This is a genomic window from Streptomyces sp. NPDC018045 (assembly GCF_044327445.1).
GTDB lineage: Bacteria > Actinomycetota > Actinomycetes > Streptomycetales > Streptomycetaceae > Streptomyces.
Genome location: NZ_JBIRFL010000008.1, coordinates 65,172 through 81,219 on the forward strand (window position 1 = coordinate 65,172; position 16,048 = coordinate 81,219).

8 protein-coding genes are annotated in these 16,048 nt (G+C 71.6%); 3 read left to right on the forward strand and 5 right to left on the reverse strand.

From position 1 onward, the window contains the following. Positions 1 to 13 precede the first annotated feature (13 nt). The 3 genes from ACH4EB_RS20250 to ACH4EB_RS20260 all read left to right on the forward strand — a co-directional run bounded on the left by ACH4EB_RS20250 (position 14) and on the right by ACH4EB_RS20260 (position 4,370). Positions 14 to 823: a sugar phosphate isomerase/epimerase family protein gene (locus tag ACH4EB_RS20250; RefSeq protein ID WP_398349130.1), complete on the forward strand. Its 810-nt coding sequence runs from the start codon at positions 14 to 16 to the stop codon at positions 821 to 823. A gap of 791 nt (positions 824 to 1,614) precedes the next feature. Continuing rightward, positions 1,615 to 3,453, forward strand: coding sequence for a glycoside hydrolase family 3 protein (locus tag ACH4EB_RS20255; RefSeq protein WP_398348915.1), 1,839 nt, complete (start codon positions 1,615 to 1,617; stop codon positions 3,451 to 3,453). 269 nt (positions 3,454 to 3,722) lie between these two features. Continuing rightward, entirely contained in the window at positions 3,723 to 4,370 is a 648-nt protein-coding gene (locus tag ACH4EB_RS20260; protein ID WP_398348916.1) for a hypothetical protein, read from the forward strand. A 109-nt stretch (positions 4,371 to 4,479) separates the two neighbouring features. Here the strand turns inward: ACH4EB_RS20260 and ACH4EB_RS20265 are convergent, their stop codons facing one another. The 5 genes from ACH4EB_RS20265 to ACH4EB_RS20285 form a co-directional block, all read right to left on the reverse strand. Beyond that, entirely contained in the window at positions 4,480 to 5,901 is a 1,422-nt protein-coding gene (locus ACH4EB_RS20265) for a S28 family serine protease (RefSeq protein WP_398348917.1), read from the reverse strand. A gap of 135 nt (positions 5,902 to 6,036) precedes the next feature. After that, positions 6,037 to 9,867: an ABC transporter ATP-binding protein gene (locus tag ACH4EB_RS20270; RefSeq protein ID WP_398348918.1), complete on the reverse strand. Its 3,831-nt coding sequence runs from the start codon at positions 9,865 to 9,867 to the stop codon at positions 6,037 to 6,039. A 163-nt stretch (positions 9,868 to 10,030) separates the two neighbouring features. Next, positions 10,031 to 11,248, reverse strand: coding sequence for an esterase-like activity of phytase family protein (locus tag ACH4EB_RS20275; protein ID WP_398348919.1), 1,218 nt, complete (start codon positions 11,246 to 11,248; stop codon positions 10,031 to 10,033). A 96-nt stretch (positions 11,249 to 11,344) separates the two neighbouring features. Beyond that, entirely contained in the window at positions 11,345 to 12,982 is a 1,638-nt protein-coding gene (locus ACH4EB_RS20280) for a penicillin-binding transpeptidase domain-containing protein (RefSeq protein WP_398348920.1), read from the reverse strand. Between the two features lie 229 nt (positions 12,983 to 13,211). Beyond that, positions 13,212 to 16,040 (reverse strand): discoidin domain-containing protein, encoded by a 2,829-nt coding sequence (locus tag ACH4EB_RS20285; RefSeq protein ID WP_398348921.1) that lies wholly within the window; start codon positions 16,038 to 16,040, stop codon positions 13,212 to 13,214. Positions 16,041 to 16,048: the final 8 nt, after the last annotated feature.

The window sequence follows — 16,048 nt, forward strand, 5'->3', positions numbered from 1 at the left end:
TCTCATGAGCGATATGCGATATGCGTTCTCGACACTCGGAGTGCCCGGGATGCCGGTGGGCGAGGTCGTGCGGCTGGCGGCCGGCGCCGGATTCGACGGGGTGGAGCTGCGGGCCCACCCCGAAGAGCAGGTCCATCCGCGCATCGGGCTGCGCGAACGGGCTGCGGTTCGTGAGCAGTTCGCCGATGCCGGTGTGAAGATCCTGGCGGTTTCCGGGTACGCACGGGTGGCCGCGGCCCATGACGAACGCGGCGAGGAGGAACTGGCGGCGGAGCTGACCGAGCTGGTCGTGCTCGCTTCGGACCTGGATGCGAAGTTCGTGCGGGTGTTCCCCGGTGGTGGCGACCGGCCCGCCGGGGAAGCCGACGCTGATGCGGCCCGGCACCTGGCGGCGGTGGCGCCGTTCGCGGCGGAGCGGGACGTGCGCGTTCTTCTGGAGACACACGACTCGCACCCGCGCGGCGCCGACGCGGCGCGGGTCGTGGGCCCCGTAGGGCACCGGCACATCGGTGCGCTCTGGGATGTGCTCCACCCGTGGCTCGGCGGTGAGGCGCCGGCCGACACGTTCGCGGCGCTCGCTCCGTACCTTGGGTTCGTGCAGGTCAAGGACGTTGCCTCAGCCGAGGACCCCACTCCCCTGCCGCTCGGCGCCGGGACGGTTCCCCTGGCCGACTGCGTCGGCGCGCTCGCCCGCGCGCAGTGGGACGGCTGGCTGTGCTGGGAGTACGAGAAGCGGTGGTACCCACGCGCCGCCGACCTCCCCGGCCTGCTGAGCGCGGGACGCGAGCACCTGGAGCGCTTGGTGACAGCGGCCACGGCCTGAGGAACGCGAGGGGCGAGCGTCTGAAGCGGCCGACGGCGTCGGCATCGGGCTGAGGGGCAGCCGGGCGCGAGCGCCGGAAAGGCCATGCGCCATCGGGCTGCGGCCTGGAGCGCCGGGCTCGCGGCCCGAGCCCCCTGCACACGCGCCCCCACGCGCCTCCTCGCACCCCCGGCGCACGTCTCCCGCGTCCGCGCACCTCTTCACACCCGCGCCGCAAGGCCCCCGCGTCCACGTATCGAGGCGCCGACGTACACAGAGCCAGCCCGCCACCCCCCCTCTTCAGAAACGTTTCCGCACCACCCGCGCCCGCCTCAAGAACACATCCCCCCACACCCGCACCATTTCCCGTATTCCCGCCGAACCAGGGAACCCACCCGGGCCGCCGACCGTCAAAACGGTGTGCTGTGTGTCCCCGCAGTGCGGTGTCGGCCTCGCTGCTGGCTGCGTTGCTGACCACCCTCTCCGCCGCCTGCGGCCGACAGCACCCGCCACCGGTGCACCCCCTCCATACGCGCCGGTGGCGGATCTCCGGCCCCCGGACCGCCCACGCCATGCCACGCGTCGGCCTCCGCGCGCCCGCCCCCGCGTGCCCGTCCCTCACGCCCCTCCGCGCGCCCGCTCCCCCTCTTCCCGCCCGCACGCTTTCTCCGCTCGGCGCCGCCCGTCCCCCGACTGGCAGAGCCGTCGAGCATTGACCGGCAATACTTTTCCGGTTACTCGTGACTTCTTGGAAGTTTCCTTCAGGCCGCCGGGGCAGCGCTCGGCGAGGAAGCTCTCCGGAAGGAGCGCAGATGCACTCCAGACGTACCGTCCTGACCACCGCCGCGGCCGCCGCCTGTGCCATGAGCACGGGCGGCGGCGCCGTTCACGCCGTCGCTTCCGGCCCAGGTGCCGCCGAAGCCGCCGAAGCCGCCGATGCTCACGCCCGTACCCGGGCGGCCCGGCTCATTTCCCGCATGAATATGGAGGAAAAGGTCGGGCAGTTGTTCGTGATGCGGGTCTACGGGCATTCCGCGACCGACCCGGACCCTGCCGACGCCGAGACGAACCGCAAGGAGATGGGCGTCTCCAACGCCGCCGAACTGATCGCCAAGTACCACCTGGGCGGCATCATCTACTTCGGCTGGGCGCACAACACCCGCGAGCCCCACCAGATCGCCGACCTCTCCAACGGCATCCAGCGGGCCGCCGCCGCCCAGCGCGTTCCCGTACCGCTCTTGATCTCCGTCGACCAGGAGCACGGCATAGTGGCCCGGATCGGCGCGCCCGCCACGCTCTTCCCCGGCGCGATGGCGCTCGGCGCCGGCCGCTCGCGGGAGGACGCCCGCACGGCCGGCCGGATCGCGGGCGAAGAGCTGTACGCGATGGGCATCCGGCAGGACTACGCGCCGGTGGCCGACGTGAACGTCAATCCCGCGAATCCCGTGATCGGCGTCCGCTCCTTCGGTTCCGACCCGAAGGCGGTGGCGCGTCTGGTCACCGCACAGATCCAGGGGTACCGGCGTGCCGGCGTGGCCGCGACGGCCAAGCACTTCCCGGGGCACGGCGACACCGCCACCGACAGCCACGTCGGGCTGCCCTACATCCGTCACACCGCCGAGGAGTGGGAGCGGCTGGACGCCCCGCCGTTCCGGGCGGCCATCGAGGCCGGCGTCGATTCGATCATGACGGCGCACATCGTCGTCCCCGCATTCGACGCGAGCGAGGACCCGGCCACGCTGTCCCGCCCGATCCTCACCGGCATCCTGCGCGAACGCCTCGGCTTCGACGGCGTGGTGGTGACCGACTCACTCGGGATGCAGGGCGTACGGACGAAGTACGGTGACGCCCGCGTGGCGGTGCTCGCGCTCAAGGCGGGCGTCGACCAGTTGCTCAATCCGCCGGACATCGCCGTCGCCTACGCGGGCGTGCTCAAGGCGGTGCGGACGGGCGAGCTGACCGAGCGCGCCATCGACGAGAAGCTGTTCCGCGTCCTGCTGCTCAAGGAGCGGCGCGGGCTGTTCGACGACCCGTACACGACGCACCGCGCGGTGGAACGTTCCGTCGGCACGCGGCGGCATCTCGCCACGGCGGACCGCATCGCGGACCACACCACCACGCTGCTCGTCAATGACGGCGGGACGCTGCCGTTGTCGCGGCGCGCGCAGCCGCGTCTGCTGGTGGCCGGCGCCGACCCGGCGTCACCGTCCGGCACCGGGGGGCCGCCCACCAAGGTGCTCGCAGAAACCTTCGAGCGGCTAGGTTTCACGGCGACCGCGCTCTCCACCGGCACGGCGCCCACCCGGGAACTGATCGATCAGGCGGTCACGGCGCTCCGCGCGCAGGACGCGGCAGTCGTGGCCACGTACAACGTCACGGCGGCTTCGCCGCAGCGCGCGCTGGTCGACGCGCTGCTGGCCACCGGCAAACCGGTTGTGCAGGTGGCCGTGCGCAATCCGTACGACATCGCGCAGTTGCCGGGCGTACGGGCAGCGCTGGCCACCTATTCCTGGACGGATGTGGAATTGCGGGCGGCGGCCCGGGTGATCGCCGGGCGGCGCGAACCGGAGGGGAAACTGCCGGTTCCGGTGATGCGTGCTGACGCGTCGGGGAGCGTTCTCTACCCGGTCGGGCACGGGCTCTCGTACTGAGACGCCGACGGCCCCCGGTTGCCGACTGCGACACAGAGCAGCCGGCAACCGGGGGCGGGCATGGGCGCGCGCCCGACCGGTGACGGAACGCGGCTCCGTACGGGATTTGGACCCCACCGCCCCCGTTCGGTCCGTGTACCGCCGGCCCCGCAGCAGTGCGTACTGCGCGTCCCGTACCTTCGTGCGCAATGCGTCCGTTACGCCTGGCGTGCGCCCGAATGGGCGGGTCACGCTGAGGTGCACGCACCGGGGAACGCAGGGGGGCCGCGATGCGCGGGGTCAAGGGGCACGGTGGCGGCGCGCTGGGCTGCGTGGCGGTGGCCCTGCTGCTCGTAACGCTGTCCGGCTGCCAGCGCGACGGCAGCGGCGCGGCCGCGAACGGTGACGGGAGCGGGGGCGGAAGCAACGGTTCGGCAGCCGCGCCCCCGTCTCCGGCGGTCACGTTTCTCGCTCCCGGTACGTGCAGTACCCGCGGGCGCACCGTCTTCCACCAGGTGTCCTGCCGTAGCGAGAAGGCCGCGGCCCTGGTGCTCGCCCGGTACGACGGGCCGCGGGCGCAGGGTCCGCTGTGTCCGGAGCGTACGGACTTCGTCCTGCACATCAGCGCACACCGGCCGGCCTCCGACGAGAACGGCGACGACGCGGTGCCGCAGGGTTACGCCTGTATGCGCAATCTGGAAGCGCCGCATCCCGGCGACCCGGGCGAGGGCGGTGGTCCGCGCACCATCGTCGGGGATTGTGTCCGCCCGTCGCGGCAGGGCGAGGTGAAGGAGACGGCCTGTGACGGCTCGGGGGGAGACGTGCCGCGGTTCAAGGTGACGGCGGCGGTCCGCGCCCGTGCCGCCTGCCCGGCCGGCACGGACCTGTACGTACAGCTCGGCGGCGGGGCACCGATCGGGTGCGCCCGCCGCCTGTGAACATTCCGGCCCGAGGACGCATGTCCTCCTGCGGGCCGGTCCGGGCCGATGTCCTCCCGGGCTCGGACCGTTCTGAGATTTCCCGAGCCGGTCCGTCAGCCGTCGCGCGTCACGGGCGCAGCATCTGCTTGCGCGACTCGTCGCGCTTGTCCAGCTTCTTGTCGTACGGGGCCAGCGGCGCGGACCCCGCGCCCTGCGGCGCGTCGACATCGGCCCATTCGAGCAGCGCCTCGGTCGCCTTCTTGCGGTCGGCCTCGCGCAGCTTCGCGATGTTCGAGCCGTGGTTGCCGCCCGGGACCTTGTAGACGTACGAGTCCTCGGAGCCGGAACCCAGCCGGAACGGCTCGGAGCTCCACGGGTCCCACTCGCCGTTGACGAACATCATGCGCTCGGCGTGGTGGCGCACCCACCGGTCCACGTCGCGCATCGCGTGCTTGTCGAAGGTCAAGGGGATGTCGCGCGGCACGAAGGTACGGGAATTGTTGATGCCCGGGTAGCGCAGCAGGTCCTTGAGGTGGTCGTACTTGTAACCGGGCTCACCGAGCTGGGTGCCCGCCTGGTAGTAGTACGGCATGTTGGTTTCGAGGCCCTGGTCGGTGTAACTGTCGAAACCACCGATCTTGTCCATCCACTTCCACAGTTCGTCCGTGGTGGCGGTCTTCTTGGGCACCTCGGCGCACGCGGTGGCGGCCGGCTGGTACTGCCAGAAGCCGAACACCAGGTCGGTGACGAGAACCTCGTACGCCTTGTCGACGTTGCCGACGACCTTGAACGTCTTCTTGTTCGCCTGCGCCCACTTCGTGTAGCGGTTGACCATCTCGCCGCGGCGCAGCAGCGCCTCGCGTTCCAGCGTCGCGAGGTCGGAGCGGCACTGCGCGGTGCCGACGGTGCGGAAGAACCGGTCGTACGCCGAGTCCTCCTTGTTGTTGACGTCGTTCGGCGCTACGTAGGCGACCGTGCCGTCCATGTCGTCCGGGAAGAAGCGGCGGTAGTACGTGGCGGTCATGCCGCCTTTGCTGCCGCCGGTGGATATCCAGTTCTGGTCGTAGATCCGGTGCAGCGCCTTGAAGATGCGGTGCTGATCGTTGGCCGCCTGGCGGATGGTGAGCTTCTTCCAGTCGGCGGGCTGCGGCCGCGACGGCGTGAAGTACCGATACTCCATCGACACCTGGTTGCCGTCGATGATCTGCGTCGGCTCGCTGCGGCGTACATCCGTGTTGAGGTTGTAGCCGGAGGTGAAGAAGACCGTGGGCCGGTCGACGGACTTGTGCAGCAGGGTCAGCCGCTGCTGGAACGTCCCCTTGGAGGGGTGCTGATGGTCGATCGGCTGGGTGTAGTTCAGGACGAAGAAGCGGTAACCGTCGACCGGTTTCTCCTGGACGAGACTCATCCCCGGGATCGCCAGGACCCGGTCCTTGATGTCGGTCGCCTTCGGCGTGGCGGCGGTGGCCGCGGTCGCCGACGCCGTACCCGCACTCGCCGTGCCTATGAGCACCGCGAACGACAGCAGGCATCTGATGGCCTTGCGCATTGCACCCTCCCCTTGGGATAGCAAAGGTCGGGCTGAACCTATCGGCGCGGCAACGGTCCCACCAGCCCCTTCTTTTCATGGAGGGGCGGTGGGACCGTTGCGGTCCGGCCGACGGCCGGTCGGCGCGGCGATCGTTCAGGCCGCCACCGATTCCTCCTCGCCCGTGAACGTGCGCCACAGTTCGGCGTACCGGCCGCCCTTGGCCAGGAGTTGGGCGTGGGTTCCGTCCTCGACGACGCGTCCGTGGGCGAGGACCACGACCCGGTCGGCGCGGGCCGCGGTGGTCAGGCGGTGCGCGACGACGAGCGTCGTGCGCCGTCCGGACAGCCGGTCCGTGGCCTCGTTGACGGCGGACTCGGTGGCCAGGTCGAGGGCGGCGGTGGCCTCGTCGAGCAGCAGGATGTCGGGATTGACCAGCTCGGCGCGGGCGAGCGCGAGCAGTTGGCGCTGGCCGGCGGAGAGGTTGCGGCCGCGTTCGGCGACCTCGTGGAGGTAGCCGCCGTCGAGCCCCGCGATCATGTCGTGCGCGCCGACCGCCCGGGCCGCGGCCTCCACCTCGGCGTCCGTGGCGTCCGGTCGCCCGTATGCGATGGCGTCGCGGACCGTACCGGCGAACAGGTAGGACTCCTGCGGTACGACGCCGAGGCGGTGCCGGTAGCCGGTGAGGTCCAGTTCGCGCAGGTCCGTTCCGTCGACGCGGACGGCGCCCGCGGTCGGGTCGTAGAACCGCGCCACCAGCTTGACGAGGGTGGACTTGCCCGCGCCGGTCTCGCCGACGAAGGCGACGGTCTGCCCGGCGGGGATGGTCAGGTCGATGCCGGAGAGCGCGGTGGCGTCCCGGCCGTCGGAGGCGCCGGGGTCCTGTGAGCCGCCGGGTTCGTGCGAGGCGCCGGGGCTCTGCGGGGCAGCGGCGCCGGGCGCGTCCGCTCCGCCGTACCGGAAGTGCACGTCCTCGAAGGTGATCTCGCCCGACAGCTCGCGCACCGCGCGCGGATGGTCGGCCTGCGGCGTGGTGGTCGGTTCGCGCAGCAGTTCCTGGATGCGGCCGAGCGAGACGGCGGCCTGCTGGTAGCCGTCGAAGACCTGCGAGAGCTGCTGTACGGGGGCGAAGAACAGGTCGATGTAGAGCAGATACGCGACCAGCGCGCCCGCCGTGAGGGTGCTCTCGCCGACCCGGCCGGCGCCGACGATCAGGACGAGCGCCGCGGCGACGGAGGACAGCAACTGCACGAACGGGAAGTAGACCGAGATCAGGAACTGCCCGCGGACGCGGGCCGCGCGGTAGGCGTGGCTGCGTTCCGCGAACCGGTCGGCGCCGCTGCGTTCGCGGCGGAAGGCCTGCACGATCCGCAGCCCGGCGACGCTCTCCTGGAGGTCGCCGTTGACGACGCTGATGCGTTCGCGGGCGAGTTCGTACGCCTTCACGCTCTGCTTGCGGAAGAAGTACGTACCGATGATCAGCGGCGGGAGAGTGGCGAAGACGACCAGGGCGAGCTGGACGTCGATGACCAGGAGGGCGACGAGTATGCCGAAGAAGGTCAGTACGGAGACGACAGCGGTGACCAGGCCGGTCTGCAGGAACGTGGACAGGGCGTCCACGTCCGTCGTCATCCGGGTCATGATCTTGCCGGTGAGTTCGCGCTCGTAGTAGTCGAGGCCGAGCCGCTGGAGCTGCGCGAAGATCTTGACGCGCAGCGAGTACAGCACGCGTTCACCGGTACGGCCCGTCATGCGGTTCGAGCCGACCTGCGCCGCCCACTGGGCGAGTACGACGAAGAGCGCGAGCCCGGCGGCCGTCCAGACGCCCGCCAGTTGCGCACGCCGTACGCCGTCGTCGATGCCGTGCCGGATGAGAACCGGAAGCAGCAGCCCGGCCACGGCGTCGACGGCCACCAGTGCGAGGGCGACGGCGAGCGGGCCGCCGAAACCGCTCAGCAGGCGCCGCAGCCCGTAGGACTTCTCGGGGCGGGCGGCCCGCTCCTCGTCGATGTCGGGGGTCTCGGTCGCGGGCGGGAGGGCGGCGACCTGGGCGAGGAGTTCGGGGGTGGCGGGCATGCCGGGCGCGGACTCGGGTGCCGCGGCGCCCGATCCGGTGTCGGTTTCCTGGTCGGCGCGGACCCACAGCTCGGGGGTGACGCCCTGTACGCGGTGGTCCGGAGCGGCGGTCTCGGCCGTCGCGCCGGCCGGGTCACGGTCGGTGCTGCCCAGCTCGTCCGGGTCGGTCAGCAGCCGGCGGTACAGCTCGCAGCGGCCTTCCAGTTCCTCGCGCGTCCCGATGTCGACGAGCCGGCCGCCGTCCAGGACGGCGACGCGGTCGGCGAGGGCGAGGGTGGAGGCCCGGTGCGCGATCAGCAGCGTCGTACGGCCCGCCATCACGCCGCGGAGCGCCTCGTGAATCTCGTGCTCGACGCGGGCGTCCACGGCGGACGTCGCGTCGTCCAGGACCAGCAGCCGCGGGTCGGTGAGGATCGCGCGTGCCAGCGCGACCCGCTGGCGCTGGCCGCCGGACAGGGTCAGGCCCTGCTCGCCGACCTCGGTGTCGTATCCGTCCGGCAGGGCGGATATGAAACCGTCGGCCTGTGCGGCACGTGCGGCGATACGTATCTGCTCGTCGGTGGCGTCCGGCGTTCCATAGGCGATGTTGTCCCGCAGCGAGTCGGAGAACAGGAAGCTGTTCTCCGGTACGAGGCCGATGGCCGCGCGCAGCGAGGTGAGGCTCAGGTCCCGTACGTCGTGGCCGCCCACCAGGACCCGGCCCTCGGTCGCGTCGTAGAAACGCGGCAGCAGCAGCGAGACGGTGGATTTACCGCTGCCGGACGTACCGACGACGGCTACGGTCTCGCCGGGCTCGATGCGCAGCGAGAAGTCCTCCAGGACGGGGCGGCCGGTGCCGTACCCGAAGGAGACGTGCTCGAACTCGACGGTGGCCGGCGCGTCGGCGGGAAGTTCGAGCGCGTCCTCGCGCTCCTCGATCATCGGCTCGGTGTCGACGAGTTCGAAGACCCGCTCCACGCCGGCCCGCGCCTGCTGCCCGACGGTCAGCATCATCGCGAGCATCCGCACGGGCGCGACGAGCTGGGCGAGATAGGTGGAGAACGCGACGAAGGTGCCGAGGGTGATCTGCCCGTTGGTGGCCAGCCAGCCGCCGAGAGCCAGCATGGCGACCTGCCCGAGGGACGGCACCGCCTGGAGCGCGGGGGTGTAGCGGGCGTTGAGCCGTACGGTACGGAGCCGGCCGGCGAAGAGACGGCGGCTGACCGTGCGCAGCTTGCCGGTCTCCTGCTCCTCCTGGCCGAAGCCCTTGACGACGCGGACACCGGAGACCGCGCCGTCGACGACGCCCGCGACGGCGGCGGCCTGCCCCTGCGCGTACCAGGTGGCGGGGTAGAGGCGGTTGCGGCTGCGCTGGGCGATGAACCAGAGGGCGGGGGCGACGGCGAGCGCGACGACGGTGAGCAGCGGGGAGAGCACCACCATCACGACCAGCGAGATCGCGAAGAGCAGCACGTTCCCGATCATCATCGGCAGCATGAACAGCAGGCTCTGGATGAGTTGAAGATCGCTGGTGGCGCGGCCGACGACCTGTCCGGTGCTCAGCTCGTCCTGCCGGTGCCCGTCCAGCCGCGCGATCGACCGGAACATCCGGGTGCGCAGGTCGTGCTGTACGTCGAGCGCAAGCCGTCCGCCGTAGTAGCGGCGTACGTACGTCAGCGCGTAGACCGCGAGCGCGGCGACGACCAGCAGGGTGGCCCACGGCGCGAGCGGGCGGTCACCGCTGACGATGACATCGTCGATGATCAGCTTCGGGATGAGCGGGACGAGGGCCAGCACGCCCATCCCGGCGAGTGACGAGCCGAGTGCGAGCAGTACGTCCTTCTTGTACTGCCAGCACAGGCGCGTCAGCCGCCGTGCCCAGCCGCCCTTTCCTGATGGACTGCTTTCCGTCCCCGTCCCCGTCCCCGTCACGCACTGCCTCCCGCGTCTCGTCGTCCAACCAGGAGGCACCAACGCCGTGGGCAGCGAATTTCATCCCGCCGCAACAGTCGCGGACGGAAATCCTTGACGGCGGCAACGGTCAGCGGCCACCGGGACGCGGCGGGAGTCAGCGGCCGCCATGGCGCGGCGGACGTCAGCGGTCGCCGGGGCGCACCGTCAGGCTGTACAGGCGCGTGATCTGCTTCGGGCTCTCGTTGTCGTCGCTGGCCAGGAGGAGGCGCAGCCGTCCGCCGGGCGCACGGCCGGTGATCGCCATGCCCTCGATGTTGTCCAGCAGCGGATTGGCCTGCGGCTGGTGGGCGGGGGCGCCCAGGGAGGGGCAGGCACCGAGGTCGGCGAGGAGTTTCTTGTGGGCGGGGCGTACGGCCTTGCCGCCCGGCAGCTCGGTGACGCCGCTGACGTCACTCGCCCGGCGCGGGTCGGCGAGGTGGAGGCGCACGATGTTGCCGACGCCGGCGGTGAAACCGCGTTCCAGGACGAGCAGCCGGCCGTCGGGGAGCGCGGCGATCTCCGAGACTCCCAGTCCGGCGTCCACGGGGTACGCGTACTGCTTGCTCAGCCGGTACGGCACGGGGCGGGCCCCGCTGCCCTGCCGCTGCCAGCTCTGGAAGCGCAGCAGCCGGCGGCCCGCGGTGTCCTTGCCGTCGCCGGTGAGCTGCCCCTCCATGGCGGCGGTCAGCGTGCTGCCGCCGGGCTTGAGGGTGAGACCTTCGAAGGTCTGGTTGCTCTGGGCCCGGCCGACCGGCGCGACCCGTAGTGCGTCGGGAAGGGGCAGGCGCCCGAGGAGCGCGCCGGAACGGTCGTAACGCCGTACGGAAGGCTCCGTCTCGGACGAGATGAGACGGTCCCCGCCCGGCTCGACGGCCAGGCCCTCGGCGTCGAGGACGGCGCCCTTCTCGTCGGTGATCTTGGCTGCCCGTACCGGCCGGTGGCTGCGTCCGTCCAGGCCGATGAGTACGGAACGGTCGGAGAGGGCGGCGAGGGAGCCATCGGTGTCGCGGGTGAGTGCGGAGAGGTTGCCTACGAAGGTGCCCTGGAAGGTGGTCTTGTCCAGCGCGTCGGAGTAACGGTCGATCGAGACGGATGGGGAGCAGCGGTGACCGCTTGCGTCCGAGGGGCGGTCGTTCCCGCCCGAGGTCCGTCCACCGGTGGCCGAGGAGGCACCGCTGCTGTCCGTCCGCGTGGAGGCGGCCGACGTCCCCGGGCCCGTGGCGGTCGACGCGTTCCGGTCCGCGGTGGACGAGGCCGCCGGGTCCGGGGCCGCTGCCGGTGCCCCCTCGGCGCACGCCGTGAGACAGCCGGCGGCCAGTACTGCTGCGGTGGCACGGACAACCGCGGAACGTACGCGCACGAGGGGTCCTCCCGTTCGTCGACGCCCGGGGGCAGGCGTGCCCCCGGGTGGCGGGCAGGCCCCGACGCGGGCCCGCCCCAGTGTCGACCCTTCCCCTCAGCGGCGCGCCGCGAGCACTCTTCGGACGATCGGTCCCGCCGCGTCGCCGCCGTGGCCACCCTGCTGGACGACCGCGGCCGCCGCGGCGTCGTTGCGGTAACCGAGGAACCAACTGTTGGCGTCGCCCTGGCCGTCGGCCTCCGCCGAGCCGGTCTTCGCGCCGATGTCACCGCCGAGACCGGCCATCGCCCGCGCGCCGGTGCCGCTCACGGCCGTACGCCGCATCATGGCCCGCAACTGCGCGGCGACCGAGGAGGGCAGGGCGCGGCTCGCGTGGGCGACCGGCCGGCCGTCCAGCTCCGGCGAGACCAGGACGGGCTGGGAGAAGTAGCCGGCCTTGGCGGTGGCGGCCACGGACGCCATGTTCAGCGGGTTGGCCTGAATGCGGCCCTGGCCGATGAGCGCCGCCGGGGTGTCCGCCCCGTCGCTCTGCGGCACGCTGCCGTCGAAGGTGGGCAGGCCGACCTTCCAGTCCATGCCGAGGCCGAAGACCTCCTGGGCCTCGCTGCTCAGGTCCGCGCCCGAGATGCGGTCGGCCAGGCCGATGAAGGCGGTGTTGCAGGAGCGCGCGAAACTGTCGGCGAACGTACCGCCGTTGATCGCGAACATCCCCTGGTTGTGGAAAGAGCGCCCGCCGGCCGAGGCGTATTTCGGACACTCCACGCTCTTGCCCGCGGAGACCAGGCCCTTCTCCATCAGCATCGCGGCCGTGACGACCTTCATCGTGGAGCCGGGCGCCAGCCGGCCCTGGAAGGCCGCGTTGAACTGGTCCGTACGGTGGTTGGCCACCGCGAGGATGTCGCCGCTGCCGGGCTCGACCACGACGACCGACGCCTCGCGGTAGTCCTTGACCGCCGCCTCGGCCGCCCGCTGCACGTTCGCGTCCAGCGTCGTGCGGAGCGTTCCTTCGCGGCCCCTGACGATGGTGTGCAGCGTCTTGCCCGGCTCGCCGCCCTCGCTCATGACGCGTACTTCGATGCCCTGGACGCCGCCCGCCTTCTCCCCGTAGCTCTCCCGGAGGGCGGGCAGGACGGCGCCGAGTGACGGGAGTTCCTCGGCGTCCAGGGCGGTGCCGTTGCGATCGACCGCCTTGACCGGCGGCGCGCCGTCGGAGCGGGTCTGCAGGCTCTCGCCGCGCCGCAGCGCGGGGTGGACCACGGCGGGCTGCCAGTCGACGAGCGCCTTGCCGGTGGTCTTGCCGCGTACGACGCGCAGCGCGGAGTCGTACGACCAGGTCGCGTGATCCGCCTCGCCCTTGCCCAACGACAATTCGGCGGTGACGTGGAAGGGGACCTGTGCGCCGTTGCCCTGCCCGGCCTCGAAGGTCACCTTCGACACCAGCGCCTCGTCGTGGAACCCGGTCAGCGCCTGGCGCGCGCCCGCGGCGTTGTCCGTGAGGAGGGCGGCGGTCTCCGTGTCGCCCTTGCTCCAGGCGGCGAGGAAGTCGCGCGCGGTGTCGTGCACTTCTTCCTCGGTCGGTGGCCCGGTCTGTCTGGACGCGTTCGTGCCTGCCGGTGGCCCGGAAGCGTCGGAACCACCGGCGAACGCCTCGTAGACGTTGTACGCGCCTACACCGGCCACCCCTACCATCGCGGCGAACACCCCGCCGACCACGTACTTCGCACCCGTACGCACAGTTCCCTCCCAGGTCAGACACACCGTGCGTGTCCGGACACTATGTGACGGAAGGGGTCACGGATGTCTCGGTCAGGGGACGGATTGATCACTTTCGGTCCAGACCAGTGACTGTGTCAGGAGGGAAGGGAGGCTCCGGTCCTGGAGCCGAAGCCCCGGGACCGGAGGACACCGCCGGCTTTCCGGCTGCGCGACCCGCGCGGCCCGGATGGCCCGGCGTCCGCTTCCTCTACTTCTCTTCCTCCACCTTCTGCACCGTCAACTCCGCGAGTCCGGGGCGCCGGCCGTCCTTCGCCGTGTCGGCGCCGCGCACCGCGAGCCGTATGTAGCGGGCCGTCGTACGTCCGTCGTAACCGGTTCCGTACCAGTGCCTGCCGTCCGTCGAGACCTGCGCAACGTACGAGGCGGGCTCGCCGCCCTTCCAGTGCGGGGTGATCCGACCGATGCGCGACGACTTGCCGAGGTCGACGGTCAGGGTGCCGTCGGGGCCGTCCGGCACCCAGGCGGTGGCCGCGTTGCCGTCCACCGCGGCGCCCGCGTACATACCGGGCTCCTCCGACGTGGCCTGCGCCGCGGTGCACCGGGCCGCGTTGTCCGTCGCCGCGAGGTCGGGGCGGCGGGTCTTGAGCGTCAGGGGTTCGCCACGGCTCACCGTCCGCTCGCCCTCCGGCGACTCGACGCGCATCGGCGCGCCGGCCGTCAGCAGCACCGTCGTACTGTGCGCCCCGATCGCCACGTCGTACGTACGCCCCTGCCAGCGCAGCCCGCGCAGCGTGACGCCGTCGGACAACTGCGGAGGCAGCATCGGGTCCAGGCGCACCCGGTCCTCGCGCATCCGCAGGCCGGTCAGCCCGTTGGTGAAGGTCTGGAGGAAACCGCCTTTGCCGGTGAGGAAGTCCTGCGCGGGCGACCCGGCGTGCGGGTCACCGGCGCCCGCCTTGTCGCCGCGCGCCTCGGAGAACTGGTGGAAGGCGCCGCGGACGAACGGCTTACTGGCACGCAGCATGTACGTGTACGTCGAGCAGCCCGGCTCACCGGTCCCGGCGGCGGCGACGGCGTGCACCGAATCGGTCATGGCCGGGCCGTCCGGGTCGGTGAGCCCGGCGTAGTGATCCAGCGTGCTGACCTTGTCGCGCTGCGACATCGGCCATTCCAGCGGGTACATCAACAGGACGGTGTCGGCCTGCTTGATCATCGTGTTCCGGTAGCCGTCGTACTGCTGGAAGACGTTGTTCTGCGCGTCGTACGGGATGCGGATGTGGTCGGCGATGTCCTTCCAGGCGGCGGGGGCCGATTGTCCGAGGAGCGCGGCGGCGCGTTCGGCGTTGCGCAGCGCGGTGACCGCGCCGGCGTTGGTGAAGACGCCGTCATTCACGCCGTTGCTGTACTCGTCCGGCCCGGCCACGTTCTTGATCGAGTAGCTGCCGTCGGCGTTACGGGTGACGCGGGACGCCCAGAACTCCGCGATGCCCTTCATCACCGGCCAGCCGCGTTCGCGGAGCCAGGTGGTGTCCCTGGTGGCGAGGTAGTACTGCCAGGTGGCCAGGGACACGTCGCCCATCAGGTGGTTCTGGGTCTTGCAGTGCGGCGGGTCCCAACTGTGGCACTCGTTCCACAGATCACCTTTGCTGCCGCTGGTCCACGGATAGAAAAGTCCCTTGTAGCCCAGCTTCTTCGCGTTCGCGGCGGCTCCGGCCCGGGTCTTGTAGCGGTAGTCCACGATGGACTTGGCCAGCTCGGGGTGGGCGGCCAGCAGTCCCGGGTACATCCAGGTCTCGGCGTCCCAGAAGATTTGCCCCGCGTAGTTGTCGCTGGTCAGCCCGGCCGGGCTGATGCTGTCGCTGCTTCCGGCGCGGGTGCTGGACAGCAGGCCGTACTGCGCCGCGCGCACCCATGACCGCAGTTCCCGTTGACCGCGTCCGTTCACCTCGACGTCGCTGCGCCACAGCTTCCGCCAGGCGGCGGCGTGGTTGCGGTACAGGGCGTCCCAGCCCCGGTCCGCGGCCCGCTGCGCGGCCGCGGTCGCGGCGGCGCGCGGAGTACGGGAGGTGAGGGCGGTGTCGACGCCGACGTACTTGGTCAGCTCGTAGGAACGCCCGGCCTGTACGGGGAACGTCACGCTCTGCTGGTTGCTCAGGTCCTGCGCCGCGCCCGCGCGCCGCGTCGTCGCGTGCCGGCGGACCTGGGCGCCGGGGCGCAGAGCCGAGGCGACCGCGCCGTCCGTGTTCGTACCGTCCGTACGGAAGGTCACGTCCATCGTCCGGCCGCCGGGCCGAGCGCCGCCGCCGGTCTGCGCCATACGGCGCGCGCCGCGCCCGTCGAGGCGGTCGGTGACGGTGGCTCGGCCGCCCCAGTGCGGCGTCATGCGCAGCCGTACGGCGCCGGTGTGGGCGTTGGCGCGGTCGGCGAGTACGTCGTACACGAGGTCGGTGGCCCGGCCGTCGGCGGCCGTCCACGTCAGTGACGTACGGACCAGGCCGCAGCGGATGAACTGGGTCTGGCGGTAGTGCGAGATGCGGCCCGCCGGGGTCGCCGAGTCGAAGGTCTGCGGGCGGTCGCCGGCGGCGGTGACGTCGAGCCCGGTCCAGGTGGGGAGCGCGGCGACGGCCTGGCGGCCCTTGAGGTTCTCCGGGCCGCGTGCGTACAGGCCGGAGACGAAGGAGCCGTCGTAGCGCGGCGTCTTGAGCGGCCAGCCGGTCGTCTCGCCGGGCGCCGCGTATCCGGTCCCGTTGGGGGCTATGCGCTGGCCGAGGTAACCGTTGCCGACGAAGGCGTGATGGCCGTCCTTCGGGTCGATGCGGGTGGCGGTGGGGGTCCAGCCGTTGCCGTCGTCCGGGGTGGAACGTTTCTGCCCCGCATGTTTCGCGTCGGCGCGCTCCAGGTCCCGCGGCGCGCAGGAGGCGCTGGACGGCTGGGCGGCTCCAGTGGCGGGCTGCGCCGCTCCAGAGGCTGCCGCGGTGCGCGTCACCTGGGTGGATGCCGACGCCGATGCCGACGGCAGCGTCGTGACGAGGGCCCCAGCGAGGAGCGGGGCGATCAGTTTGGCCGAGTGAGTCATCGGTCTCC